Annotated in this window: 21 protein-coding genes and 1 riboswitch; of the genes, 10 read left to right on the plus strand and 11 right to left on the minus strand. The window is 65.7% G+C overall.

Going from position 1 to position 20,741, the window contains the following annotated elements; translation table 11 throughout:
- Window positions 1-15 precede the first annotated feature (15 nt).
- Window positions 16-993, minus strand: coding sequence for an NADPH:quinone oxidoreductase family protein (locus CH306_RS07385; RefSeq protein WP_032396807.1), 978 nt, complete (start codon window positions 991-993; stop codon window positions 16-18).
- Window positions 994-1,099: 106 nt separating this feature from the next.
- Between CH306_RS07385 and CH306_RS07390 the strand changes: the two genes are divergently transcribed.
- Window positions 1,100-1,786, plus strand: a complete 687-nt coding sequence (locus CH306_RS07390) for a dienelactone hydrolase family protein (protein ID WP_032397293.1) — start codon at window positions 1,100-1,102, stop codon at window positions 1,784-1,786.
- Window positions 1,773-2,681, plus strand: coding sequence for an amidohydrolase family protein (locus CH306_RS07395; protein WP_045197515.1), 909 nt, complete (start codon window positions 1,773-1,775; stop codon window positions 2,679-2,681). Before CH306_RS07390 ends, CH306_RS07395 begins: the two co-directional genes overlap by 14 nt.
- Before the next feature lie 9 nt (window positions 2,682-2,690).
- On the opposite strand, the gene CH306_RS07400 is transcribed toward CH306_RS07395, so the two are convergent.
- Together CH306_RS07400 and CH306_RS07405 are read right to left on the minus strand one after the other, a co-directional pair.
- Complete coding sequence (locus tag CH306_RS07400) at window positions 2,691-3,536, minus strand: patatin-like phospholipase family protein (RefSeq protein WP_032396808.1); 846 nt, start codon at window positions 3,534-3,536, stop codon at window positions 2,691-2,693.
- A 28-nt stretch (window positions 3,537-3,564) separates the two neighbouring features.
- Window positions 3,565-4,419: an alpha/beta hydrolase gene (locus tag CH306_RS07405; RefSeq protein WP_094629146.1), complete on the minus strand. Its 855-nt coding sequence runs from the start codon at window positions 4,417-4,419 to the stop codon at window positions 3,565-3,567.
- Window positions 4,420-4,588: 169 nt separating this feature from the next.
- Here CH306_RS07405 and CH306_RS07410 point away from each other — a divergent pair, with 169 nt between their 5' ends.
- Window positions 4,589-5,773, plus strand: coding sequence for an alkane 1-monooxygenase (locus tag CH306_RS07410; RefSeq protein WP_032396810.1), 1,185 nt, complete (start codon window positions 4,589-4,591; stop codon window positions 5,771-5,773).
- Window positions 5,774-5,777: 4 nt separating this feature from the next.
- Here the strand turns inward: CH306_RS07410 and CH306_RS07415 are convergent, their stop codons facing one another.
- Window positions 5,778-6,980 carry an ATP-binding protein gene (locus CH306_RS07415; RefSeq protein ID WP_032396811.1) on the minus strand — a complete coding sequence of 401 codons (1,203 nt, stop codon included), beginning with the start codon at window positions 6,978-6,980 and terminating at the stop codon, window positions 5,778-5,780.
- A gap of 228 nt (window positions 6,981-7,208) precedes the next feature.
- Here CH306_RS07415 and CH306_RS07420 point away from each other — a divergent pair, with 228 nt between their 5' ends.
- Window positions 7,209-7,685 carry a 2-isopropylmalate synthase gene (locus tag CH306_RS07420; RefSeq protein ID WP_094646147.1) on the plus strand — a complete coding sequence of 159 codons (477 nt, stop codon included), beginning with the start codon at window positions 7,209-7,211 and terminating at the stop codon, window positions 7,683-7,685.
- A gap of 48 nt (window positions 7,686-7,733) precedes the next feature.
- Here the strand turns inward: CH306_RS07420 and CH306_RS07425 are convergent, their stop codons facing one another.
- Window positions 7,734-8,270 (minus strand): hypothetical protein, encoded by a 537-nt coding sequence (locus CH306_RS07425; protein ID WP_230596940.1) that lies wholly within the window; start codon window positions 8,268-8,270, stop codon window positions 7,734-7,736.
- Window positions 8,271-8,384: 114 nt separating this feature from the next.
- Between CH306_RS07425 and CH306_RS07430 the strand changes: the two genes are divergently transcribed.
- The 3 genes from CH306_RS07430 to CH306_RS07440 are packed head-to-tail and all read left to right on the plus strand — an operon-like array spanning window position 8,385 to window position 11,325.
- Window positions 8,385-9,284 (plus strand): metal-dependent hydrolase, encoded by a 900-nt coding sequence (locus CH306_RS07430; protein ID WP_032396813.1) that lies wholly within the window; start codon window positions 8,385-8,387, stop codon window positions 9,282-9,284.
- Entirely contained in the window at window positions 9,281-10,387 is a 1,107-nt protein-coding gene (locus CH306_RS07435; protein WP_094646148.1) for a PDR/VanB family oxidoreductase, read from the plus strand. Before CH306_RS07430 ends, CH306_RS07435 begins: the two co-directional genes overlap by 4 nt.
- Before the next feature lie 14 nt (window positions 10,388-10,401).
- Window positions 10,402-11,325 carry an alpha/beta fold hydrolase gene (locus CH306_RS07440; protein WP_094646149.1) on the plus strand — a complete coding sequence of 308 codons (924 nt, stop codon included), beginning with the start codon at window positions 10,402-10,404 and terminating at the stop codon, window positions 11,323-11,325.
- On the opposite strand, the gene CH306_RS07445 is transcribed toward CH306_RS07440, so the two are convergent.
- The gene (locus CH306_RS07445) at window positions 11,301-12,236 is read right to left on the minus strand and encodes a quinone oxidoreductase family protein (RefSeq protein ID WP_094646424.1); all 936 of its coding nucleotides are present in this window, start codon (window positions 12,234-12,236) and stop codon (window positions 11,301-11,303) included. The two genes, CH306_RS07440 and CH306_RS07445, sit on opposite strands and share 25 nt — an antisense overlap.
- 88 nt (window positions 12,237-12,324) lie before the next feature.
- On the opposite strand from CH306_RS07445, the gene CH306_RS07450 reads away from it, so the two are divergent.
- Window positions 12,325-12,912, plus strand: coding sequence for a TetR/AcrR family transcriptional regulator (locus tag CH306_RS07450; protein ID WP_032396816.1), 588 nt, complete (start codon window positions 12,325-12,327; stop codon window positions 12,910-12,912).
- A 6-nt stretch (window positions 12,913-12,918) separates the two neighbouring features.
- Here the strand turns inward: CH306_RS07450 and CH306_RS07455 are convergent, their stop codons facing one another.
- Together CH306_RS07455 and CH306_RS07460 are read right to left on the minus strand one after the other, a co-directional pair.
- Window positions 12,919-14,187: an LLM class flavin-dependent oxidoreductase gene (locus CH306_RS07455; protein WP_094646150.1), complete on the minus strand. Its 1,269-nt coding sequence runs from the start codon at window positions 14,185-14,187 to the stop codon at window positions 12,919-12,921.
- 1 nt (window position 14,188) lies between these two features.
- Window positions 14,189-14,950 (minus strand): 3-oxoacyl-ACP reductase, encoded by a 762-nt coding sequence (locus tag CH306_RS07460; protein ID WP_094646151.1) that lies wholly within the window; start codon window positions 14,948-14,950, stop codon window positions 14,189-14,191.
- A 48-nt stretch (window positions 14,951-14,998) separates the two neighbouring features.
- Window positions 14,999-15,091, minus strand: a riboswitch (TPP riboswitch).
- 105 nt (window positions 15,092-15,196) lie between these two features.
- Here CH306_RS07460 and CH306_RS07465 point away from each other — a divergent pair.
- Window positions 15,197-15,511, plus strand: coding sequence for a hypothetical protein (locus tag CH306_RS07465; RefSeq protein WP_094646152.1), 315 nt, complete (start codon window positions 15,197-15,199; stop codon window positions 15,509-15,511).
- Here the strand turns inward: CH306_RS07465 and CH306_RS07470 are convergent.
- Genes CH306_RS07470 through CH306_RS07480 form a run of 3 tightly spaced genes read right to left on the minus strand, consistent with a single transcriptional unit; the run spans window position 15,501 to window position 18,697 of the window.
- Entirely contained in the window at window positions 15,501-16,796 is a 1,296-nt protein-coding gene (locus CH306_RS07470) for an alpha-amylase family glycosyl hydrolase (RefSeq protein WP_094646153.1), read from the minus strand. The genes CH306_RS07465 and CH306_RS07470 overlap by 11 nt on opposite strands.
- Entirely contained in the window at window positions 16,796-17,974 is a 1,179-nt protein-coding gene (locus CH306_RS07475) for an alpha-hydroxy-acid oxidizing protein (protein ID WP_094646154.1), read from the minus strand. The genes CH306_RS07470 and CH306_RS07475 overlap by 1 nt, the downstream gene beginning before the upstream one ends.
- A 9-nt stretch (window positions 17,975-17,983) precedes the next feature.
- Window positions 17,984-18,697, minus strand: a complete 714-nt coding sequence (locus tag CH306_RS07480) for a type 1 glutamine amidotransferase (RefSeq protein ID WP_094646155.1) — start codon at window positions 18,695-18,697, stop codon at window positions 17,984-17,986.
- Between the two features lie 48 nt (window positions 18,698-18,745).
- On the opposite strand from CH306_RS07480, the gene CH306_RS07485 reads away from it, so the two are divergent.
- Window positions 18,746-20,698: a helicase-related protein gene (locus tag CH306_RS07485; RefSeq protein ID WP_254923866.1), complete on the plus strand. Its 1,953-nt coding sequence runs from the start codon at window positions 18,746-18,748 to the stop codon at window positions 20,696-20,698.
- Window positions 20,699-20,741 lie beyond the last annotated feature (43 nt).

Genomic DNA, 20,741 nt, shown 5'->3' on the forward strand with positions numbered 1-20,741 from the left:
CAGCCCGACCGCGACTCAGCGCGTGAAATCGAGCACCACTTTGCCTGCGGCAGTGCGGTTCTCCAGTGACGCGATAGCGGCGGCAGCGTCGGCGGCCGGGAACACCGACGGCTCGGGTGCGCTGAGCGATCCATCGGCGAGCAGCGGTTCGATCTCGGCCCACTGCGTGGCGAGGTAGCCCGGGCGCGTCATCCACCATGCACCCCAACCGACTCCGACGACGTCGACGTTGTTGAGCAGCAATCGGTTGACCTTGACCGTGGGGATCTCGCCACCGGTGAAGCCCAGCACCAAGATTCGGCCCGACGGTGCGAGCGAGCGAATGCTGTCGGTGAACCGGTCACCGCCGACCGGGTCGACGACGACGTCGACGCCACGGCCGCCGGTCAGTTCCTTGACCGCGTCCTTCCACCCGTCGACGAGCACCACGTCGGTGGCTCCGGCGGAACGGGCGATGTCGGCCTTGGCCTGCGAGCTCACGACGGCGATGACGCGAGATGCCCCGAGTACCGGAGCCATTCGCAGTGCGGAGGTTCCGATTCCCCCTGCTGCGCCGTGCACCAGGACCGTCTCGCCCGCAGCCAGACGGCCGCGTTCACGAAGCGCGAAGTGCACCGTCAGGTCGTTGAACAACAATCCTGCCCCCGCGGACAGGGACACCGACTCGGGTAGCGCGAAGACGGTGTCGGGTGAGACCACGGCGACCTCCGCCATACCGTCGCTCAGTCCCGTCAGCGCCGCGACGCGATCCCCGGCCGAGAAGCCGGACTCCGGTGGTGCCGACCGAACGATGCCGGCGATCTCGCTGCCGGGGACGAACGGCAACTCGGGCTTGTACTGGTAGAGGCCGCGGGTGAGCAACGCGTCGGGAAAGGCGACGCCGGCGGCATGAACCTCGATGACCACCGATCCGTCGCGCGCGGCAGGCTCGTCGACGTCCACCACGGTCACCGAATCGGGTCCGTCGAGGCTGGAGATCTGTACCGCACGCATGAGTTGTCCTCTCGGTCGGGATCGTTCCCTGCACGCCACCGTACAAAACAGCGAGTCCGACCGACGCTACCGGCATGTACTACGTGCGGTGTGCTCCAATCGAGGGATGAACACCACTCCCCTCACCGTCGTTCGGCCCGATGGTGATGCCCGCGGCGGCGTCATCGTCATCCAGGAGGCCTTCGGGGTCACCGACCACATCGTCGACGTCTGCAATCGCGTCGCGGCCGCAGGGTGGGTCGCGGTCGCTCCGCACCTGTTCCACCGGCAGGACGGCGTCACCGTGCTCGACTACTCGGACATGGATTCTGCCATGGCGGCCATCGGAGAACTCGAGGCGGACGAGGTGGACGCCGACGTGGACGCAGCGGCGACCGCACTGGCCGAACTCGGCTTCGAGCCCTCGTCCATCGCGATCGTCGGCTTCTGCATGGGTGGCAGTGTGGCGTTCCAGACCGCTGTTCGACGCCCCCTCGGTGCGGCCGCGACGTTCTACGGCGGCGGAATCACGCAGGGCCGCTTCGGCTATCCCGCGATGACCTCGGTGGGCGACGCACTCCAGACGCCGTGGCACGGGTTCTTCGGGGATCTGGACGAGGGCATCCCGTTCCAGGATGTGGAGACGCTGCGCGAGATCACCGCGACGGCACCGGTGGCCACCGAGATCACTCGCTACGCCCATGGCAAGCACGGATTCCACTGCGACGACCGCCCTGCCGTGTTCGACGCCGACGCCGCCGCCGATGCCTGGGGCAAGACTCTCGCGTGGTTCGACGCCCATGTCGCACGCTGAGCCGCCACGCTCCGACGCCGAACTTCTCGACGAGACCGAACGGATCGTCGCCTTCTGGACCGAGCTGTCCCTGCCCGGCCTCTTCGACGTCCACACGCACTTCATGCCGAAGAACGTGATGGACAAGGTGTGGAGCTATTTCGACAGTGCCGGTCCACTGACCGGCAGCGTCTGGCCCATCTCCTACCGGTTCGCCGAAGAACAACGGCTGGAGGTCATTCGGGGGTTCGGAGTACGGCGGTTCACGTCGATGATCTACCCACACAAGCCGTCGATGGCGGCCTGGCTCAACTCGTGGGGTGCCGACTTCGCGGCCCGGACCCCCGACTGCCTGCAGACCGCCACCTTCTATCCCGAGGACGGGGCCACCGAGTACGTCGAGCAGGCGTTGACGAACGGTGCTCGAATCTTCAAGTCGCACATCCAGGTCGGCAACTACTCACCGAACGACCCCTTGCTCGACGGCGTCTGGGGTGCCATCTCGGACGCGCAGGTACCCGTGGTGATCCACTGCGGTTCGGGCCCGGCACCGGGCACCCATACCGGACCGGAACCCATTGCCGCACTGCTGCAGCGGTTCCCGACGCTTCCGCTGATCATCGCGCACATGGGCATGCCGGAGTACAGCGACTTCCTCGATCTGGCCGATCGCTACCGGAACGTGCGGCTGGACACCACGATGGCGTTCACCGACTTCTCCGAGGCGGGCGCACCGTTCCCCGAACACGAGCGGCCACGGCTGCTCGAACTGCAGGATCGCATTCTGTTCGGCAGCGACTTCCCCAACATCCCGTACCCGTATCTGCATGCGCTGCAGGCCGTGAGCCGACTCGATCTCGGTGACGACTGGGTGCGTTCGGTCTGTTGGGGAAACGGCGCTGCACTGTTCGGCTAGAGAGGTCCTCTAGACCCAGAACTCGGCGATGCGTTCTGCGATGGCATTGCCCTGCGCTCGTCCGGCCACGGCTGCAGCCGATCGAACTGCGATGTCGGTGGCATCGGGGCCGATGGCGGCCGACGAATCGGCGTCGGGGGCAACGACCTCCACCTTCGAGCCACCCTTGATCAGCCGCTCTCGTTCGACGTCGAAGGGGTCGTGCTCCAGATCGAGGGCACCGACCCTGAACACCAGCACCTTCTCGAAACCGACTGCCAGATCGGCATTCTCGCTCGCCCGGATACCGCCGTCGACATAGCGGTGATCGCCTATGGTCACCGGCGGCCACATTCCCGGGATAGCGCAGCTCGCGGCCACGGCGTCGATCAGCTGGACGCCCGAGCCACGATCGAGTACCCGATGCCGACCGGTCACGGCATCGACGGTGACGATCCGTAGATCGCGATTGGGCCACGTGTGCGACGGCAGCCGGCGTTCGATGATCGCCCTGCGCTCGCGCTCGGAGATCGTCGAGGCCGCCAGAGCTTCGGTGCCGATACGCCGACGCGTGTCGATCGCACTGCCGTCCGAGTTCTGGGCCGCCCGAGCCAGCATGGCGACCAGCTCGTCGATCGTCGCCTCGGCATGCGGTTCGTGGTCCTGCTTGGCCTCGTCCGCCTGACGCTCGAACAGCTCGGCCAACGTGGCCCCGCTCGAGATCTGGGCTGCGACAGAGGACCCCGCCGAGGTCCCCAGCAGCATCTCGGCGTCGCTGACGTCTGCTCCCGATTCGGCCAATCCCAGTAGGACACCCGTCTGCCACGCAATACCTGCGACTCCGCCGCCGCCCAATACGAGTGCTCGCCTGGTCATGGTCGTACCCCCTTCTTCGAAAGATCCGTCAGGAACTTACAGCGCCGGTGTGTACACGGGGACGTAGCCAAGCGATGAGGTCGTCGAGTACGCGCTCCTTCTCCGGTTCGTTGAACACTTCGTGGAACAGTCCGTCGTACTTCTTCAGGGTCAGGTCGTCGGATCCGGCCCGCTCGGCGATCAGTTCACTGCCCGAGACATCGGCCAATCGGTCTGCAGTTCCGTGCTGCAACAGCACGGGAATCCTCAGCGCAGGCAGTCGCGTCGGAAAGGTCTCACCGACGCCCAGCATGGCTGCGGCCAGGCCGGCCGAAACCGCGCCGTGGTAGCCCAGCGGATCGGCGACGTAGGCATCGACCACGTCGCGATCGCGCGAGACGAGAGCTGGGTCGAGCTTCAGCACGGGAACTGCCGGTACGAAACGTCCGAGGACCTTACCCACGGCCACCAGGGCTTTCGGCTGACCGACACTGGGGGCCACCGCGGGCCCGGACAGCATCAGGCCGTCGAGGTCGTCTTGGTGGTCGAGGGCGTACGACAGTGCGATGGCGCCACCCATGCTGTGGCCGAGCAGGAAGGTGCGCTGATTCGGATGCTCGGCGGCGGCGATGCCGAACAGTGTGTGCAGGTCGTCGGTGAAGTCGGACCACTTCTCCAGCGACACCCGTTTGCCGCCGGATCGTCCGTGGCCGCGGTGGTCGGGTGCATAGACGACGAGCCCGAGGGAGCCGAGTCGTTCGATGACGTGCCGGTACCGGCCGGCGTGCTCGGCCAGGCCGTGAGCCAGCACCACGATCCCGGTCGACGTGGTCTCCGGTGTCCAGACGTCGTAGACGATTCGGGTTCCGTGAACGCCGACGAACGACGACTCGACATGCTTCATTCGGTCACCGTACAAGGGCGGCGGGGCCTTCGACGGCTCATCGGCGAACCCACAGATTTTTGCTTGGGTAACTATCATCGTGGAACGGGCGATGTAGTTGTGACACGCCACTACCGATCAGTCCTCGCACCCCGAGGGCACCGCACCGACCAGGAGTGAAGAATCAAGAATGCGTGACGAGTCCGCCACGAGCACGTCGCCGCGGTGGCGCGACCCCAAACGCTACCTGTGGCCGCTGGGGTTGATCATTCCTCTGAGCCCGTTCCTGGCCTGGGGGCTGGTATCTCTCCTCGGCCCCGGGGCGTTCTGGACCCTCGGCCTGATGATCATGGGTGTCGCCCTACCGCTGGTGGACAGGTTCGCCGGGGTGGATCGCAGCAATCCCCCGGACGAGGCGATCGCCGCGCTGGAGAACGATCCGTACTACCGCTGGTGCGTCTACCTGTTCCTGCCGCTGCAGTACGCGGGGCTCGTCGCGGCCTGTTATCTCTGGGCGCACGGGCCGTTGGGAGTTCCCGAGCGAATCGGCCTCGCGATCACCGTCGGAATCGTCGGTGGAGTGGGCATCAACGCCGCGCACGAACTGGGTCACAAGCGGGCGCGCCTCGAACGTTGGCTCTCGAAGGTGACGTTGGCGCAGACCCTGTACGGCCACTTCTACGTCGAACACAACCACGGACACCATTTGCGTGTGGCGACCCCGGAGGACCCGGCATCGGCGAAGTTCGGCGAGTCGTTCTGGAAGTTTTTGCCGCGCACCATCGTCCACGGCCTGCGCTCGGCCTGGACGCTGGAATCCCGACGCCTCGCCCGGCAGGGCCTGTCACGGTGGTCGTACCGGAACAATCTGTTCAACGCCGGGGCGATGAGCGTCGCCCTGTTCGCCGTACTGATCGCCGTCTTCGGCACCGTGATCGTTCCGTACCTGCTGATTCAGGCCGCGATCGCCATCGTGCTGTACGAGGCAGCGAACTACCTCGAGCACTACGGATTGCTGCGACAGAAACGGCCGAGCGGCCGCTACGGAAAGCCGACCCACCGGGACAGCTGGAACAGTGACCACCTGTGGAGCAACCTGTTCCTCTACCACCTGCAACGGCACAGCGACCATCATGCGAATCCGGTGCGCCGATACCAGTCGTTGCGCACCGTCGACGAATCCCCGCAGCTACCGGCCGGCTACGCGGTGATGATCTTCTGCGCGCTGGTTCCGCCGCTGTGGCGCACGGTGATGGATCAGCGTCTGGTCGACTTCTACGACGGTGACGCAGACCTCGTCAACGTCGATCGGTCCGACGCGAGGGCAGTGCGGAAGCTCGAGCAGCTGTGTGTCGAGCGAGCCGAGGCGCACTGACAGCTCACACCGCTGCAGGTTCGTCGGTCTGCGCGCGCAGGTAGCGGCCGAAGTGCGGCACCGTGAAGGCAATGGTTCCTCGTTCGGCCGAGTAGATCAGGCCCTTCTTGATCAGTCCGTCCCGCGCAGGCGACAGTGACGCCGGCTTGCGCCCCAGCTCGGTCGCCACGGCCGAGGTCGGTACCGAGCCGTCGTCCACCGACAGTTCGGCCATCGCACGCATGTATTCGCGCTCGGCCGGCGTTGCCCGTTCGTAGCGAGAACCGAAGAATCCGACGGCCAGTTCCTCCTCCGCCGTCGGGGCGGCGACGCGCACGTCCTCGACGGTGATCGGGGTGTCGGCCGCGAGGTCCCACGTCGCCTTGCCGTACGCCTGGACGAAGTACGGGTAGCCGTCGGCGGCCGCGTACAGCGCATCCAGAGCGTCCGGAGTGAATTCGACGTCCTCCCGGTCGGCCGGGGCGATCAGGGCCAGATCGGCCGCCGCTCGTTCGAGTCGGCCGATCCGGTGATAGCTGAACAGGCGCTCCGAGTAGCTCTTGGACGCCGACAGCACCGCGGGCAAGTGCGGCAGCCCGGCCCCGACGATGATCAGCGGCGCGGTGTCCTGGCTGAGCTCGTGGCAGGCCGCACACAGAGCGGAGATATCGGCGGGTCCCAGATCCTGCATCTCGTCGATGAAGATGGCGATGCCCACGCCCACGTCGCCGGCCAGCGCGGAGGCGTCGAGCAGCAGTTCCACGAGGTCGATCTCGATGTCGCCGGAGTCGGCGCGGCCGGTCTTGGCCGGGACGTCGATGCCGGGTTGCCAGCGTTCCCGCATGCCCTTGTCCGCGGTGGCGCGCAGTGCGAAGGCCTTGAGCACGCCGAGGAACTCGTCGACGCGTTCGGGATCGCGGTGCGAGGCCGCAATCCCACGAACCGCCATGTGCAGCGCCGACGACAGCGGTCGACGCAATTCCTGGTCGGGGCGAGCCTCGATCTTGCCGGTGCCCCATCCGCGGGCGATCGCGGCGGAGCGGAGTTGATTGAGCAACACCGTCTTCCCGACGCCTCGCAGCCCGGTGAGTACGACGCTGCGTTCGGGTCGGCCGCGGGTGATGCGTTCGAGCACGACGTCGAAGGCGTCGAGCTGCTTCTTTCGGCCTGCGAGCTCGGGTGGGCGCTGGCCGGCGCCGGGAGCGTAAGGGTTACGCACGGGGTCCATGGGGCCAAAGTTACAACGAATCGTGCGATATATGCGGACATCTAGCTCGTGTCCTAGAGATCTGTATTCGCTCGATACTTGCGCGCCAGTCCAGGTCGCGGCTAAGTTCGTCGCTGTGAAGCGCATTCTCGTAGTACGCCGCCGTAGCGGGGTCTGATTCGGACCGACCCCTCGCTGCGGGTCGTCGTGCTATCTCGGTCCTCCCTTCACATCCGGAAGACCACTCCCATGAATGCACTTGCTTCTTCTTTCGCCACGGATCCTTTCCACGGCCGTTTCGGCTGCGCTCTGCCGCGCACGATGCGGGACCAGATCGCCGAGTCCACCTGGCACTCCATGACGTGGACGGCCTTCACCGACCGCTTCTCGCCCACCACCGGGCCTCTTCGGCTCGGATCGTGGACCGGGACGAAGTCCACCGGCTGCAAGATCGAGTTCGACGCCACCTTCGGCATCGGCGACACGATCATCGCCTGTGCTGCAACCACATACGGTCCGATCGAGGCGTTGACGTCGATGCTCCACGACGCCGGATTCCGGATCGAGATCCTCTCGTTCCACCAGCAGATCATCGGCGACGAGACGGCAACCTTCACCCTCGCCGAGCACGACGGTCGTCGCGAATGGTCGATGGGCATGGCTGCCGACGCCGACCTGTCGTCGATCAGGGCCATCCTCGCCGGGGCGAACATCCTGCATCGGTAGCGCTTTCTTCCCCTGTCTAGCGCTCGTGCAAGACAGGGGAAGATCTCGCTAGGGCATCTCGATCGTCTCGGCTCGGTGGACTTCGGCCAGTGCACGGCGCAGGTAGGTCTCGGCGCGACCGCGACGCACCGCGAGTAGGTCCGCGACCACCAACAATGCGTGTGCAGGCCTGGGCTTCGTACGTGATTGCTGTTCGACGTCGGCGACGCCCAAGGCTCCGGTGAGCACCTCGACGAATCCCGCGATGTCCAGGTTCGGCAGCCAGTCCGCGCCACGCACGGTCCGGCCCAGTACCTCCTGGACGTTCTCGCCGGTCAATCCATCGCTATGTACCTCTTCGAGCAACGTGCGTACCATTTCGGCATGCACGTGCCCGGCCTGCGCCGAGTCCGAGCGGCCCAGTAGTTCGACGGCGTCGTCGAACGCGATCGGATCCCGCGCCGCAACGGCGGCGAGGGCATCGTTCGTGGCATCGGCGATTCTTCGGACCTCGACGGGCCATTCGGCAGGCCAGGCGATGGGGACGCGACTCGGGGGAGTCGACGCCGGGGCAGGGGGAATCGACACGGGGGAGGAGTCGGTCATCACAGCAGTCTCTCACTCGACTCCGACACGGTTCCTTTTACCTGTAACTGGTGTTTATACTAAAGCGCGCACTGTGGCATCGGCCACACATGCGGATGTGGAGGAAGTGGCTCGATGAACGAACGGAACACCGTCGCCTCGGATCCCGGCGAAGTGATGCTGCAGGCCAGGAACGTGAAGTTCGACTGGACCGATCTGCCGATGCACTGGGTGCCGGGTGACCCGTACACCACGCACGTCCTCAACGTGCTGCACCTGTTGCTGCCTGCCGGTGAGCACTGGTTCGTCGACACGTTCAAAGAGGCCCTGCCGTACATCGACGACGAGAAGCTGCGCGACGACGTCATCGGCTTCATCGGCCAGGAGGCCGTGCACGCCGAGGCCCACACCGGCGTACTCGTTCACCTCGAGGCCAAGGGGCTCGACCCCAAGCCTTTCACCGATCAGATGGAATGGACCTTCGGCAAGGTACTCGGAGCCGATTCGGTGACGAGCCTGCGGGCGAAGAACAACCTGGTCGAGCGCTTGGCCCTGATCGCAGCAATCGAACACGTGACGGCGTTCCTCGGCGACTGGGTGCTCAACGCGGACGGTCTCGACCGCGCGGGCATCCACCCCACCATGCTCGATCTGCTGCGCTGGCACGGTGCCGAAGAAGTCGAGCACCGCTCGGTCGCCTACGACACGCTCCGATACTTCGACAAGCGCGAGGTCCGTCGCCTCCGAACCTTCGTGCTGGTCGTGCCGTTGATGGCGTACATCTGGATGCGCGGGATCATCTTCCTGATGAAGAACGACCCGGAGCTGCAGTCCGCCCCGAGATCCGTGCGCAAGCCTCGGTCCGCTCTGTGGCGGAAGTCGGTCAGACGCGGCACCCTGCCCGCGTTGACGCACGTCGGTCGCAGCATGTCGCGCTACCTCAGGAAGTCGTACCACCCCAGCCAGGAGGGCTCGACCGCGCAGGCCGTCCGATACCTCGCGTCCTCGCCGGCCGCGCAGGCTGCGGCGAGGTGAAGCTCACCTCGCGTCGCGTCCCGCGGCTGCTTCCCAAGGATGCGCCGCCCGATCTGCGCGGACGGGCACATCCCGATCGGTCGATGCAGCTTCTCGGCACGTTTCTCAACGGATACATGCGTGCAGCTGCCGGTGCGGAGTACGACGAGGCCGTCGCCGGCCACAATCCCGATTCCGCGTTGACGCTGGTCGTCACCGAACGCGAGATCGTCGCCGAGGACAACGATGTCGCGGCCATCACGCTCGCCTCGCCGACGGGGGATCAGCTGCCGATCTGGCATCCGGGCTGCCATCTCGATCTGCACCTGCCCTCCGGCCGCCGCCGCCAGTATTCGTTGTGCGGCAACCCGGCCGATCGCAGCTCCTACCGAATCGCGGTGCGTCGAATCCCCACCGGCGCAGGTGGATCCATCGAGATGCACGGGCTCGAGCCGGGCACCGAGGTCACTGTTCGCGGGCCGCGCAACGGTTTTCCCTTCGTCGGCGAAGGCAGTGCCCTGTTCATCGCCGGCGGGATCGGCATCACTCCCATCATCGCGATGGTCAGAGCTGCACGAATTCTCGGCATGGACTGGCAGTTCGTGTACTGCGGTCGATCTCGCGACACGATGCCCTTCCTCGACGAGATCGAGAGCTGGGAGTCGGACCGCGTGTTCGTCCGCACCGACGACGTGCACGGCTACCCGACCGAAGGCGAATTACTCCAGCGCACGCAGCCAGGAGGTGCCGTCTACTGCTGCGGCCCCACCCCGATGCTCGACGCCGTGCGCCGCGATTTTCGCCAGTGCCCGGCCACGGCACTGCATTTCGAGCGTTTCGGCCCGCCGCCCATTCTCGACGGCACTCCGTTCGAGGTGCAGCTGATCAGCACCGGTGCCGTGCTCGACGTCGCGGCCGACGCGTCGGTGCTGACCGCGGTCAAGGAACAGAAACCGAACATCGCATACTCGTGCCAGCAGGGCTTCTGCGGTACCTGCAAGGTTCGGGTGCTCTCGGGTGAGCCCGAACATCTCGAATCTCGGCTCACTCCCGAAGAACAACGTGATCACATGCTCATCTGCGTCTCCCGGGCACGCAGCGGGCGTCTCGTACTCGATCTATAGAACGGAAAACACTGTTGAGCAGCAACGCAGTTCGGACGACGGTCGTCAACGAGGGGATCCGCCTGGCGGTGTTCGAGAGCGGCAACCCCGACGGTGATCCCATCGTCCTCGTCCACGGGTGGCCCGATACCCACGATTTGTGGAGCCACATCGTGCCCCAGCTGGAGGACCGCTTTCGGGTGATCAGCTACGACTCCCGCGGAGCAGGCGAGAGCACGGTTCCCACCGAGCAGTCCGCCTACAAGCTGGCGCGTCTGGCCTCGGATTTCTACGCTGTCGCCGACGCCGTCAGCCCCGACGCCCCGGTACACGTGCTCGCCCACGACTGGGGTGCCGTGGAGGTATGGGAAGCCGCGGCCCAGCCGCGCGCGAAGGACCGAATCCGCTCGTACACATCCATTTCCGGCCCGAACCTCGATCACCTCGGCAAGTGGTCGCAGTCGCGATTGCGCACACCCACTCTCACCGGTATCAAGCAGGTGCTCGCCCAGGTACGCGCGTCGTGGTACACCGTCACCTTCCACATCCCCCTCCTCGCCAAGCTGCGGATCAAACGGCAGTTCGCCAAGGGATGGCCCGCGTTTCTCGAAGAGTTCTCGGGCGTCGATCCCTCCCTCGTCACCCAGAACCCCACGCTGTGGTCCGACGCCACCAACGGCACCAATCTGTACCGCGCGAACATCCTTCCCATTCTGGGCAATCCACGCGACCGACACATCGACATCCCGGTCCACCTCATCGTCAACACCGAGGACGTCGCCGTGCGGCCGTACCACTACGACGACACCGGCAAGTGGGTGAAAGACCTGACCCGCAACGACATTCCGGCCGGACACTGGTCGCCGATCTCCCATGCCGACGACATCGCAAGGTTGACGCGAGAATTCATCGACTCGCTGGACGCGCGAGCCATTCAGGGGACCAATATCAGTTTGTGACGGGTGAGTGGGGCTCGCTTCCACGCGCTCGCCACCTCGGCCAGCGGGACGTTCTCGTACTCCACGGTGATCTTGCCTGCCACGGCCCACTCGGTCAGGGTTCGGTAGGCCTGCGCCGTGGCATCGGGCCCGTAGTGCAGCGGCATGAAGCCGACGACGGTCGCCCCGAGCGATCGAAGGAGCTGCGCTGGTAGGGCGACCTCCGCACCGGCCCGGTCGCCGACCTGAACCAGACGAACGAGCCGATTTCCTGCGCGCAGTGCGGCCAGAGCGACTGTGCCCCAGGTGTAGTCGACCACGACGTCCGCGCCGGATGATGCGTGCCGAATGGCGGACGACAGTTCGTCGACGCTCTTGTCGCCGACGGCCACCGTCGCTGTGGCACCGAGTTCGCGGGTGGCGTCGAGTGCGCTCTCGTCGCGCCCTACCACGGTGATCGATCCGGCCCCGAGCAGCGTGGCGGCCTGCACTGCCAATCGTCCGACGACCCCGGTGCCACCGAGAATCACAACGCTCTCCCCGTCCTTCATCCGGCCGCCGTGGGTCAGCGGCATCAGCGCTGCCAGTCCGGCGTTGCCGAGCGTCGCGGCGGTCGAGAAATCCAGCCCATCGGGTAGTTCCACGAGCGACGCCGTCGGTACCAGCGCCTGCTGGGCCATCGAACCGTAGGGCGGGACCGGCGGGCAGAAATAGACTCGGCGACCGTCCTGCGTGGTGCCCGTGCCTTCGATACCGATCACGGTCGGCAGTGACTGCGGGCTGAGGTAGTGGGTGCCCGCGGCGATGACGATATCGACGGCGTTGAGAGTAGCCGCCGCCACATCGATCACCTCCATACCCTGCGCTGGTTCCGGGTTGGCGTGGTCGGCGTACGTGGGCACACCGAATTCGGTCAGAACTGCGGCTTTCATCCGTCCCCCTTGAAACGAATCGGCATTCACTGAATCGACATTCAGTGTGTATCGTGACGGCAGAGGTGTCAACAGGGAGGGTGTGACGATGGCGGCCACGAGCCGGGCGCAGCAGGCCGAACAGACGCGCATCGAGCTGGAGAACGCCGCCCGCGTCGTGTTCGCCCGGTCCGGTTACCTCAACACCAAGATCGTCGACATCACCCGGCAAGCCGGCCGCGCAGCGGGGTCGTTCTACAACCATTACTCCGGCAAGGACGAACTACTGCTGGCGTTGGCCGAGCAAATCGGTGTGGATGCCGACATCATCGTCGCCACTCAGGATCCGACGGCCCGCGACCGCCCCACGATGCGGCCACACGTGGAAGTCTTCTGGCAGTTGATGACTCGACACCGCGTGGTGATCGATGCCCTCCGCGATGCCGCACTCGTCAATGCGGACTTCGCCGAGCGAGTGCACCGATTCACGCAGGTCCAGTTCGAGCCGTGGGTGAACCGCCTCGCGAATTTCGAGAAGGCGGGCGTCGAGCTACCGGCCTCCCCGGCCACCACCGCGATGCTGATCGGCGGTGCGGCGGAGAACTTCGCCCGGCTGTGGCAGGGCTCGCCCGAGCAAGGACTCGACGCTCTGGTGGCGTTCGTCGATCGGGGAGTCTTCGGTCCGGCCGCTCGGTGAATCCACTCAGTGAGCCAGGTGCCCACGCAGCGTCGACGCGGTGTACTCCGATCGAAAGAGACTGCGCTGCTGCAATATAGGGACCACCTGATCGACGAAGTCGACGAGCGAGTCCGGGAAGCGAGGGCACATCAGGTTGAACCCGTCGGCACCACGGCCGATCCATGACTGCATCTCGTCGGCGATCGACTCCGGTGTACCGATCATCGTGGCGTGTCCACCACCCGCCGCGAGGGTGCCGAGCAACTCTCGGACCGTGGGGGCATCCTTCTCGATGATCCGCAGAATCGTCTCGTAGCGCCCCTGCGGTCCGGTGAACTCCGATGCCGGTGGCAGAGTCGGAACCGGAGCATCGAGTTCCCAAGCAGCGCAGTCCTGCCCGGTGAATGTCGACAGCATCGCCAACGACTGCTCGGTGGGGAGCAGCAGATCCAGTTCGGCTTTCTTGCGGCGGGCTTCGTCCATGGTCGACCCGATGTACGTCACCAGTCCCGGCATGATCCCCACCGTCGCGCTGTCGCGACCCGCACGGTCGATCCGCGTCTTCACGTCCTCGTAATAGCGTTGCGCTGCCACGAGATCGTAGGCGACGGCGTAGATCGCCTCGGCATACTTGGCCGCCAGTTCGCGGCCCGGCCCCGACGCTCCGGCCTGAAACAGGACCGGACGACCCTGCGGAGACCGCGGTACCGTCAACGGACCGTCGACCCGAAAGTGCTTGCCGTCGTGATCGATCGAGTGCACCTTGGCCGGATCGGCGTAGTTGCCGCTCCGATCGAGCGTCAACGCGTCGGCATCCCACGAATCCCACAGCGCCAGAGCCGTATCGACGAATTCCTCGGCGCGCGCGTAGCGCTCCTCACGAGCCGGAATGACGTCCATTCCGTGATTGCGCGCCTCGGCGTCGAACATGGAGGTGACCACGTTCCAACCGGCCCGGCCGCCGCTGATGTGATCGAGCGACGCCAGCGTGCGTGCAGCATGGAACGGGGTGTAGAACGTCGACGACACCGTGGTGACGAGCCCGATGCGCGTGGTGGCCCTGGCCATGGCCGACAGCGCGGTGATCGGCTCGAGGAACCAGGTGCCGGCCCCGGCGGGATCGCGAACCGAATGTCCGTCGGCGAAGAACACGGCGTCGAACATTCCCCGTTCGGCGAGCTGCGCGAGTTCCTCGTAGTACGAGATGTCGCCCAGGTCCTCCACCCGCGAATCGGGGTGCCGCCACGCCGCACTGTGGTGCCCGCAACCGTAGAGAAAAGCGTTGAGGTGCATGTCAGTCCTTGACCAGGCCGCCGTCGACGACGAGGTTCTGACCGGTGATCGACCGCGCCCACGGCGAGGCGAAGAACAGCAGTGCATCGGCGAATTCCTCGGGGGTGGTGACGCGTTGCAGCGGAGTCGACGCAGCAATGAAGTCGAACACTTCGGCCGGAGTGGCCGCGCTGGCGTCGGTGGTGCGCAGCAGTCCACCCGAGACCATGTTGACGGTGATGTTGTCCGCGCCCAGATCGGCGGCAAGAGTGCGGGTCAGCGAGAGCAGAGCCGCCTTGGACGCCGTGTAGTCGTGGTACGGCACCACCGGATTCTGGAACAAGTTGGTGCCCACGTTGACGATTCGGCCGAACCCGGTCTCGCGCATACCCGGCAGTGCAGCTTGGGTGGTGAGCAACGCCGCGCGGACGCTGCCTCGCAGTTGCGCGTCGAAACGCTCCCAGGTGATGGTGTCGGCCTTGGGGCGGGCATCTCCGTCGAAGGAGAAGTCGGCCAGCGCATTGTTGACGACGGTGGTGATCGGGATGCCGAAGTGTTCACGGGCGGTCTCGAACAGCGCGGCGACGTCCGATTCGTCGGTGACGTCACCCTGCACTGCGATCGCGTTCTCGCCGAGCCGGTCTGCCAGCGCCTCGGCAGCATCTTTGCTGTTGCGGTAATCGATCACCACACGTGCACCCTCACCGGCGAACGCCGCGGCGATCGCTGCTCCCAGTCCGCGTCCACCGCCGGTGATCAACACTGTCTGCTCGTCGAACTTCATGCGCCTCGCCTCTCGTTCGAGGTCGGGACCGTTACGAGGGGACAGGAATACCGAACGTCACGACATTCCCTTCGCTGGTCCTAACCAGATCAGGTTCGACGGGTGTGTTCTCAGCCCCTGGGGGCACCCCGTGTCGCGCTCGACTGTACCCACCGGTCTCGGCAGGACGCTGCATTGCCGTCGATACGGCTCTCTAGCTCAGTTGATAGATACCCGAATACGACGATGACAAGTTACTGTGCCGCCATGGCCGAACGCGTCTACCTGGAGTATCGCCTCGACGAGAACGTCATCTTCGTTCTCGACCACCGCACCGTCGAGGTGTTCGACGCCGCCGTGAGGATCGCATCGGGCGGGCGCTGTCGGTGGCATGTGGATCAGCTCGGCGTGGACGCGAAGCCGACCCGGGACGGCACCAAGGTCGTCCTCGGTCTGCGAACATCCGACGGCAGCATCGGCTACTCGGGCGACCGAATGAAGTTCACTGTCACCGACGAACAGCTGCCGCACCTGCTGGCGTTCTTCGATCGCGCGAAAGCGGCCAGGGCCCTCAACCGATGACCGCCCAGCCGTGCGGCGGAACGTTCACCCGCCCGTCGTTCAGGCCCGCTTCCCCGGCCAGCACCTCCCTGCCCTCGACCGCGTAGTCGATCGCGTCGTCGCCGAGATTCAGTGCCACGGTGACCGACTCCCCGTCCGCAGAAGCTCGGTAAACGAGTGCGGTGTTGGTGAGCTCGAGAGTTTCGGTGCGGGCGGAGTACAACCACGGGTTTCGGCGTCGTAACCCGATCAGCTCCTGGTGAATTCGGAACACGGGCCAGCCGTACGGGGCCAGATCGTCCGGAGATTCGGGGTACTCCGGACGCACGTCGTCGTCACCGCCCACGCGATCTTCCTTGATGCCGCGGAACGCTTGCTCGTCGCCGTAGTAGATCATGGGCATACCGCCCACGGTGAACAGAACCACCAACGCGTGCAGCAGATGTCGCTCGTCCTCGATGACGCTGGCGATGCGATTGACGTCGTGGTTTCCGACGAATGTGGCGGGTACGAAGGCGTCGAGCCAGCCGTTGTGACGCTCCAGTGCGTGCGAGAGCTCGAAGAAGTTCTTCTCGCTCAGACCGCTCCAGATCGCCTTCCACAGCTCGTACTGGGTGACCGAATCCAGCGTGGAGGCCGAGACGATTCGGTCGTAGTCACCGTGAATCACCTCGCCCAGAAAGTATGCTTCCGGGTGCTTTTCGCGAACCTTCGGCAGTACCGCCGCCCAGAAGCGCGGCGACACCGCATAGGCCGCGTCGAGTCGCCAGGCGTCGACGCCGCGTTCGAGCCAGTGCGAGAGCACGTCCACGACGTACTGCTGCACGTGTGGGCTCTCGTGGTTGAGTGCCACCAGTTCGTCGTGCCCCTCGAAGTTGCGATGCGTCGGCTCGTCGCCGGACCAATCCAGATGGAACCACCCTGCAGCCTCGGAGTCCGGTCCCTCGGCCAGGGCCTGACGGAACTTCGGAAAGCTCTGTGCCACATGGTTGAAGACGCCGTCGAACATGATCTTCAGGCCACGGGAGTGCGCTGCGGCGATCAGTGAGTCGATGTCCTCGTCGGTGCCGAGCCTGCCGTCGACGTGGTGGTAGTCGACCGTGTCGTAGCCGTGCTTCTCGGATTCGAAGATCGGACCGAGGGCGATGCCCGACGCGCCGAGCTCGAGTGCGTAGTCGAGCCACTTCTCGATTCTGTTCAGCCGGTGCAGCTCCGCTTGGGACTCACCGTCCCAGCCGTGGACCGGTGCGCCGGTGAATCCGAGTGGGTACAGATGCCACCAGATGGCGTGCTTGGTCCACTCCATCAGGACTCCATGATCGAGTCGCGGCCGAGCTCGCCCGCACCGGTGTGGCCGGACAGGCTGGTCACCAGGTCGAATTCGGCCAGCAGGCAACGCAATACGTGCGCCACGCCCTCCTGTCCACCGAGTGCGAGTCCGTAGAGGAACGGTCGGCCGAGCAGTACCGCATCGGCTCCGAGCGCGAGGGCCTTGGCCATGTCGGCTCCGGTGCGCACGCCCGAGTCGAACAACACTGTCAGTTGCTCGCCCACGGCGTCGACGATCGAGGGCAATGCGTCCAGTGAGGCTCTGGCCCCGTCGATCTGACGACCACCGTGATTGGAGACGACGATGCCGTCGACGCCGTGCGCTGCGGCTTCTCGCGCGTCGCCGACGGTGCAGATTCCCTTGAGCACGATCGGACCGTCCCAATGCTCCCGCAGGAACGCGAGGTTCTTCCACGACAGCCCGGGGTTGGGGAACATCTGCGCCCAATGCATCGCGGCGGCAACGGGGTTCTCCTCGACGGGCTGGGCCAGCCCGGCCCGAAACGCCGGATCGCTGAGGTAGTTCTCGATGCCGAGGTTGGCCAGGAAGGGAAGATACCCGCGGTCGAGATCGGCGGGCCGCCAACCCAACAGGGTCGTGTCGAGGGTCAGCACCAGGGCGGTGAAACCGGAATCCTTCGCGCGCTGCAGAAAGCTCAGCAGTACCGATTCGTCCGTCGGCCAGTACAGCTGATACCAGCGGGGGGCGTCGCCACCCGCCTCGGCGACCTGCTCGAACGAATGTGATGCCTGCGTCGAATGTATGTACGGCACACCGAGTTCCGCAGCTGCGCGGACGGTGGCGAGCTCGCCGTCGGGGTGGGCGAGGGTCTGGATCCCCACCGGTGCGATCAGCAACGGAGCGGGCATGTCGGTGCCGAGCACGGTGCACGCGTGGTTGCGGGCCGCTGAGCTCCGCAGCATTCGCGGCGTGATGGCCCACCTGTCGAACGCCGCCCGGTTCGCACGAGCCGTCGAGCCACTGCCCGCACTGGCGACGATGTAGCCGAGAGCCTCGGGCGAGAGCTTCTCGGCAGCCTGATCCTCTAACCGCGCCAGGTTGGTGGTGATCGACGGTGTCTGCTGCGCGAACATCCCGGCGGCGTAGATGCCGAGTTGGTGATCGCTGAAGTTGCTGGGCCTGGCCTCGGTCATCGTTCGACCCTACCGGGGCACCGCCGAGGCTCGGGCGAGAAACGAGTCCAGCAGAGCCGAGCACCGCAACCGAGCTGCAGGTTCGGCGTCGGCGATGGCTCGGCGAATCTCGTGCACGTCCACCTCGTGTTCGACGCCGTCACGGTCCCATGCGGCCGCCCACGCGTCGTACGTGTCGAGGTCTATTTCGGGGTGGAACTGCAGTCCGAGGTGCGGGCCGTGGACGAACGCCTGTTGTGCGGCCCCGTTGCGGGCGATCACCGTCGCCTCCGGGGGAGCGACGAAGGTGTCTCCGTGAAACTCCATCCACGGGCCGGCGGCGACGAGCTCGGGATCGGACGACTCGACGTCGACGAAACCGTACTCGGGATGCTCGGACTTGCGCACGCTTCCGCCGAGCACCCGAGCGAGCAACTGACCTCCGAAACAGACACCCAGGATCGGGACCTGCGCGTCGACGGCCTGCCGTACGTATGCGATTTCCGGCGCGAGCCAGGTCAGCGTGTCGTCGTACGCAGCGTCCGGCGAGCCCATGACCACCAGCAACTGCGCCTCGGACAGCGACGGCGGCGCGGTGTCGGGGCTGTGATCGAAGGAGTGCACGTCCAACTGGAAACCCCTGCTGCGCAATTCGGCGTCGAGGGTGCCGATGTCGCGTCGCGCGAGAGCCGGGTCCCGATCGTGGACGAGTACTACGGCGCGCGGGTCGTTCGTGTATGTCACAGGGCTCCTTTACGGTGTTCGTGCACACCGTACGACAGACTGGATCCGATGCCACCTCGTAGACGCACAGCCCGATCCACCACTGCCCGCACCGTCAAGGCCGGGCAGAGCAGCGCTGCGCGAAAGTTCGCGGCCGCGAAGAACGGTGAGCCGGCACCGAAGAAGGCCGCTGCTCCGAAAAAAGCAGCACCCCGCAAGCGGGCCGCTCCGCGCAAGACCTCGCCGCGCAAGACTGCTGCCCCCGATCTGCGGGTACCCGATCCCGGTGAGCGCGTCTGGGTGCTGGACGTGCCGTTCGAGGATCGGTCGGCGGCAGGCGCTGCCGGAGCGCGCTGGTATCCGGGCCCTCGGGTGTTCGCGTACTACGGCACCGAGTTGCCGGAGTATCTGCAGCCGTACGAGTCGATGCCGTACAGCCTGCAGCGGTGGCTCGAGGACGACGCGAACGAGAATTGGCGTGACGAAGCTGTGCGAGAGCGGGCGATGCAGCCTCGCGACACCCAACTCGAGTCCGTCGGGCGCCATCTCGCCGCCCTCGAGGCCGGTTTCCCGTACTTCGCGCAGATGGATTCGACGGGTCTGGGCAAGACGCTCGCGGTGTGCGAGGCCGTCCGACAGATGTCGGCGGCCGAGATCGGCACGGTGCTGGTGGTCGCACCCAAGGGCGCGCTGCCGGGGTGGCGTCGCACCATCGCAGACAGCGAGGCAGACATCGAGCCGTCCGAGCGCAAGCGTTGGCTGCTGATCACCTACCAATCGACGAAGAAGCTCCTGTCGGTTCCGCCGGAGACCGATCTGGGCAAACGCAAACGGACACAGAACAAACGGACCATCTCGCTCGGTGAATTGCGGTTCGACATGGACGTGGTGATCGCCGACGAGTCGCATGCGCTGATGAACATCGAATCCCAACAGTCGCAGATTCTCTGGCGGTATCAGGAGGCGGCCCGTTCGGTGGTGTGGATGTCTGCCACGCCCGGCTATCAGCCGCTGCACTTCGCGTACATGGCTCGGGCGGTGGAGCGCAGTCGCGGAGTCGAGATCCTGGGCGACGAGGAGTACCTCGGGTACGCGGTGACGATGAAGTGGGCCGAGTTCCTCATCGAATCCGGGTTCGCCGTGAAGGCGGGCAAGGCGACGACGGGGTTGACGACGTGGCGCTGGGAGCCCGAGGACGCCGCCCGCCGCGCACGTGACATCGCGGCCGTACACGGCTGGCTATCGGGAGGCACTGTGCCGTGGTCGATTTCGCGTCCCTCGCCACCGACGCCCCGCGAACCGCTCGGACAGGAACTCACTGCCGCCCAGAAGCGGCTGTACAACTCGGCATGGGTGGACTATCGCAAGGAAGTCGGGCTGCCGATCTGGAAGGCCGTCGGCGGAAAGCGCGTGCTGCAGAAGAACCCGAGTACTCGCGCGGCCACGCTGCGGTTTCGCCAGAAGTGCTCGTACTTGCGCATTCCCGCATCCGCGGACCAGGTACGGACGTGGGTCAAGGCAGGCAATCAGGTGTTCGTCTCGATGTTCTACCGCGAGTCGGTCGCCGCGCTCGCGCAGACTCTGCGGGACGAGGGTCTCGATGTCGCCGTGGTCGACGGCTCCATGAGCAGCCCCGAGCAGGAGGCATCGATCAGACGTTTCCAGACCGGGGCGGCGTCGGTCATCGTGTCGACCACCACCAGTGCAATCAATCTGCACACCAACGAGTTACTGCTGCCCGAGGGGACGGTCTCGACCCTGGCCCCGCGCGTGACGCTGATTCACGACCCGAGGTGGACACCGATCGACATTCGCCAGATCGAGGGGCGTGCAAACCGAATCGACAAGGACCACAACCACACGACCTCGACCTGTTACTACGGTTACGCCGAGGGCACGGTCGAAGAAGAGATGGTTCTCACCGGCATCGAGCGCATAGCAGACCTGGGATCGATCGTGGGGCAGGCGGATCTGATCGACCCGGAGGCCTTCCTCGCGGCGAAAGTCGACGCCGGAAAATAACGGCAATCGTGATCGATCCTCCACCTGACGCGGGTACGTTCGG

This window comes from Rhodococcus sp. 15-725-2-2b (genome assembly GCF_002259075.1).
Lineage (GTDB): Bacteria > Actinomycetota > Actinomycetes > Mycobacteriales > Mycobacteriaceae > Rhodococcoides.

Coding starts and splice junctions, on each gene's coding strand:
- CH306_RS07385 (WP_032396807.1), bottom strand. CDS start 993: ATGCGTGCGGTACAGATCTCCAGCCTCGACGGACCCGATTCGGTGACC.
- CH306_RS07390 (WP_032397293.1), top strand. CDS start 1,100: ATGAACACCACTCCCCTCACCGTCGTTCGGCCCGATGGTGATGCCCGC.
- CH306_RS07395 (WP_045197515.1), top strand. CDS start 1,773: ATGTCGCACGCTGAGCCGCCACGCTCCGACGCCGAACTTCTCGACGAG.
- CH306_RS07400 (WP_032396808.1), bottom strand. CDS start 3,536: ATGACCAGGCGAGCACTCGTATTGGGCGGCGGCGGAGTCGCAGGTATT.
- CH306_RS07405 (WP_094629146.1), bottom strand. CDS start 4,419: ATGAAGCATGTCGAGTCGTCGTTCGTCGGCGTTCACGGAACCCGAATC.
- CH306_RS07410 (WP_032396810.1), top strand. CDS start 4,589: ATGCGTGACGAGTCCGCCACGAGCACGTCGCCGCGGTGGCGCGACCCC.
- CH306_RS07415 (WP_032396811.1), bottom strand. CDS start 6,980: ATGGACCCCGTGCGTAACCCTTACGCTCCCGGCGCCGGCCAGCGCCCA.
- CH306_RS07420 (WP_094646147.1), top strand. CDS start 7,209: ATGAATGCACTTGCTTCTTCTTTCGCCACGGATCCTTTCCACGGCCGT.
- CH306_RS07425 (WP_230596940.1), bottom strand. CDS start 8,270: ATGACCGACTCCTCCCCCGTGTCGATTCCCCCTGCCCCGGCGTCGACT.
- CH306_RS07430 (WP_032396813.1), top strand. CDS start 8,385: ATGAACGAACGGAACACCGTCGCCTCGGATCCCGGCGAAGTGATGCTG.
- CH306_RS07445 (WP_094646424.1), bottom strand. CDS start 12,236: ATGAAAGCCGCAGTTCTGACCGAATTCGGTGTGCCCACGTACGCCGAC.
- CH306_RS07450 (WP_032396816.1), top strand. CDS start 12,325: ATGGCGGCCACGAGCCGGGCGCAGCAGGCCGAACAGACGCGCATCGAG.
- CH306_RS07455 (WP_094646150.1), bottom strand. CDS start 14,187: ATGCACCTCAACGCTTTTCTCTACGGTTGCGGGCACCACAGTGCGGCG.
- CH306_RS07460 (WP_094646151.1), bottom strand. CDS start 14,950: ATGAAGTTCGACGAGCAGACAGTGTTGATCACCGGCGGTGGACGCGGA.
- CH306_RS07465 (WP_094646152.1), top strand. CDS start 15,197: ATGGCCGAACGCGTCTACCTGGAGTATCGCCTCGACGAGAACGTCATC.
- CH306_RS07470 (WP_094646153.1), bottom strand. CDS start 16,796: ATGGAGTGGACCAAGCACGCCATCTGGTGGCATCTGTACCCACTCGGA.
- CH306_RS07475 (WP_094646154.1), bottom strand. CDS start 17,974: ATGACCGAGGCCAGGCCCAGCAACTTCAGCGATCACCAACTCGGCATC.
- CH306_RS07485 (WP_254923866.1), top strand. CDS start 18,746: ATGCCACCTCGTAGACGCACAGCCCGATCCACCACTGCCCGCACCGTC.